The organism is Clostridium sp., assembly GCF_051650885.1.
Taxonomy (GTDB): Bacteria; Bacillota; Clostridia; order Clostridiales; family Clostridiaceae; genus Clostridium.
Genome location: NZ_JBOFRG010000250.1, coordinates 1 through 4,254, shown reverse-complemented (window position 1 = coordinate 4,254; position 4,254 = coordinate 1). Strand labels below are relative to the sequence as shown.

General features: G+C 31.1%; 3 protein-coding genes. All 3 read right to left on the bottom strand.

Going from position 1 to position 4,254, the window contains the following annotated elements; translation table 11 throughout:
* Positions 1-1,250 (bottom strand): MATE family efflux transporter (locus tag ACRC28_RS11890; RefSeq protein WP_438543660.1); only part of this gene is annotated, 1,250 nt, incomplete at its 3' end.
* A 176-nt stretch (positions 1,251-1,426) separates the two neighbouring features.
* Entirely contained in the window at positions 1,427-3,472 is a 2,046-nt protein-coding gene (locus ACRC28_RS11885; protein WP_438543659.1) for a DUF11 domain-containing protein, read from the bottom strand.
* 124 nt (positions 3,473-3,596) lie between these two features.
* The coding region (locus tag ACRC28_RS11880) for a DUF11 domain-containing protein (protein WP_438543658.1) at positions 3,597-4,254 on the bottom strand (658 nt) is incomplete at its 5' end.

The window sequence follows — 4,254 nt, the reverse complement described above, 5'->3', positions numbered from 1 at the left end:
CATATTCCATCAAGTCCTAAAAGAGCACTGCTTGATAAAATCAAAGCACAAGGTATTCTAAGCAAGCTAAATGTTGTACTTATAAATGGTGGCACATGCGTTTTTCCAACCCCATTAAATGCTCCAACAGTTAAAAGTTCCATACACATAAACACTTGAGAAAATCCTAATATTCTCATATAACCTGCACCCATTTCTAATGCACTTGGATCAGGTAAGAATATGCTAAATATCATTTTAGGGAAAAGAATAAATATTAAACTCACTGTTCCACCAAAAATTACTGTCAGTGTTAATGCTTTTTTATATCCTTCAATTATTCTTTCTTTTTTATTAGCCCCATAGTTTTGTCCCACAAATGCACTTATGGCACCTTGAAGTCCTCCTATTGTTACATAGGATACAGATTCAATTTGAACTCCTACCTTTTGAACTGCAATAGCAGTTGCACCAAAGTCTGAAACTATTCTTCCTATTGTTATCGATATAAGACTAAAGGTTACCCTTTGAATTGTTACAGGAAATCCTAGTTTTACAACTTCCTTTGCTTTATCAAATTTAAAGCTTATACCTTCTTTAAATGCTCCTATTTGTTTTCTACCTTTCCATAAAAATATTCCTAAAACAATACATCTTGATATAAGAGTTGAAAAAGCAGCTCCCATAACCCCAAGCTTTGGTATACTTAAAAATCCAAATATTAATATAGGATCAAGAATAATGTTAAATATAAATCCTGTTGTATTTGCTCTAAATGGCATTTTACTATCACCATAAGAATTAAATATTATAGTAAATAATGAGTTTAAATACATAACTACAATTCCAATTGCTGATACTACTAAATACTTTTCTGCCATATGTGTAACCCATGGATCCCCTAACTTATAAAAATCTATAAGAGGTTTCCTAAAAATTATTAAGAAAAGCATATATATAATTCCTAAAATAACAATCATTATAATTCCATTATCTATGTATGTATGTTCATCTTCATGCTCCTCTCTTCCTATTGCATGAGATAACTTCACTCCTGTTCCTATTAAAACTATAGTAGCTAAAGCAAATGATAGATTAATAAAGAAGCTTGCCGTTCCAATAGCTGCCACAGCATTACTTCCAAGTCTTCCTATCCATATCATATCAACCATTCCATAGGCTGTTTGAATAAAATTTGTCATAATAATCGGAATAGATAATGATAACAGAGATTTAGTTATATTTCCCTCTGTTAAATTTATTTTTTTCACCTTTTAACTCACCTCTTTTATATAGTCTAAGCTATTACTATTGAAACTATTTCTATAGTTCTTAGCAATTATACTTTAACCTTGTATTTTTAACAACCTTTCCTTCTTATTAAATTTATTTAGTAGCTATCATCTTTTTGATAGCCACTAAATAAATCTAACTTTTTATTAATATTCTAATTTACTGTTACATCAAATGTTATAGTATTAGTTTGTCCTATAAGTACATCCCCAATATTTATTCCTGTTGTTAAATCTCCACTTACCCCTATACCATTTAAAGTTATAGAACCTGAATTTAATGTTGTTCCACTCGGAATTGTATCTCTAAAAATTACATTTTTCACAGTTACATTACTATTATTTGTAAATGAGATTGTATACTTTAATACCCCTCCACTAGTTGTAAAAACCTTATCAACTGTCTTTATTGGAGTTAACTTTATATCTGCATATACTGTGTTTACTGTATTTGAATTTATACTTCTATTTATACTTCCATTATATAAATAATTTGCTATTGCATAATTTGGAATAGTTCCTGTTGTCCCATTACATAAAACACTGAATGTTACTGTAGCTTTTCCATTTGAAGCTATATCCCCAATATTTATACCCGTTTGAGGATTAGCACTTGCATTCACTACCCCATTTACGAAAACACTTCCATTTACAAAGGATGTTGTATTTGGGATAGAATCTACAATAGTTACTGTGTTTATTGAAAATATTGGATTTAAATTACTTATAGCAATTGCATACACTAAGTTTACTCCATTTGCAGTCAATATTTTATCTACTGATTTAACTATAGTTGTTAAATCTTGAAATACCATAGTATCTACATTATTACTTATAACTCCAGCTGTGATTGTTGGTGCTATCGGATCTGATATAAATTCAAAAGCACCATAAGCATTATTTGTTATTGTTGTTGGATTTGGAATTCCATTATTTACAGTTACACTAAAACTTACAGTTGCTACTCCATTATTCTTAACAATAGACCCAATATTGATTCCTGTCTGTAAGCTTCCTGTGTTTGCTATACTATTTACAAAAAGACTATTTGGAACTATTGTTGTATTTGTTGGAGTTGTATCTTGAAGTATAAAATTCACTGCATCTGATGTTCCTATATTTTCTATAACTAAAGTGTATACTAATGTATCTCCTATAGCTCCTGTAGCTTTATCTACTGTTTTATTTATACTTATATTTGCTGCATTTGAATTTATCTCAAGTGCCACAGCATTGGCTGTAATTACATCTCCTCCTGCACCAATTCCAACAGTACTAGTTCTTATTCCATTACCTAGAACTCCACTTGCATCAACATTTGTTAAATCAAATTCTGCCTTTTGAAGATTTGGTGCTACATCTGGTGTACAGTTTCTATCCCCAAATGATCCTATCGTTGCTAAATTCCCGTTATAATCACAAACTTGTGATGCAAAGAAATTTGTAGCTGGATTTCTTGGCCCTGATAAAGATTTTCCTGCAAGTGTAAATGTATCTCCTCCTGCATCTGAATCCCCATACAGAGCCATAACAAAAGCTCTTGCTGCAACTATACCAGATGGTGGCGTATAAAATCCTGATACTGTAGCACTTCCTCCATTACTTACATCTCCAATAAATATACTTACATTTCTATAAGGTAATTTGTCTGGATTTTTATATACTACTAACAACGACCAGCCTATCCCATTTCCACTTCCTAATGCCCTATTTGGAACATTTGTCACAGCATAGTCTCCCATTCCTGCTGCACTTACAATTGTTGTAACATCTGCAGCCCTTGTATAAAATGTTGTACCTACAGGCCCTACACTATAGGTTAAATTTGGTGCTATGCTATGTGTCAGACTTGTTGCATCTATAAAAGTAATAGGTTGATCTATAGATAGTGGCGCTGCTATAGCTCCTTGAAATCCCCATATTAAAACTGCCACATCAACCGTTGATCCTGTTGGAACATCTGCTACATCTGGCATAAGTCTGCCCCATGATCCATTATTTACAATCGTATTTGTTGTTCCTGCAAATGTTAATGGGTTTACACTACTAACTATTCCTGAATTAGATGTATAAGTTGGATCTAATGTAATAAATGATCCAATTGAAAAAGATCCTGATCCATTGTCTTTCATTCCCAAAGAGTTTCCAGTATGAACCATTTTTAAATAATCTGATTTCGTATAAAAAGTCTTTAATGCCATATTTTTCTCCTTTTAGACTTACTTTTCATCCTATCATCTTATTCATATTCCATCTTACTTGAGACTTTAAAATTCGATAAAATAGAAAGATATCTCTAACTTATACTCTCCGTATATTCTTATTTTAATTTACTCTAGCCATATACTGTATTGTCACACTCTCTCCTGTTAATATATTTCCTATACTTATATTATTCGGTGTTCCACCTATCAAGGCTCCATTTAACTTTAATGTCCCTGGTATATAAGTTAAACTATTTGCTATGGTATCTGTAAAATTTAAATTTTGTCCTTCTATATTTCCTAGATTTTTTATAACTATTGTATAGGTTAAAGTATCATTAACTGTTGAAAAATTTTTATCTACTATTTTTCTTACATCAAATTTAGAATTTATAATAGTTGTTTGAACTATATTTGTGTTTAACTCACTATTTATAGGTAATTGCACCGGATCCTCAGTATAACTATATTTTATAAAACTGCTATTTATTATTGGATTTATAGCCGGAACTGTATTTACAGTTATCTTAAAACCCACTGTGCTTACACCACCTGCAGGTATTGTCGGAATTGTTATTCCTGGGCTACTAAGACTTCCAACTACAGTTACTCCATCTACCATTATGCTATTTAATGTGACCTCGCTTGGAAGGGTATCTATAAATTTTATATTATAAGCACTCATATTTCCTACATTATAATGTATTGGAATTGTATAAGTTATTACATCTAAAACCTCTGCATAGTTTTTATCAACTATTTTATTTGAAACAAGACTT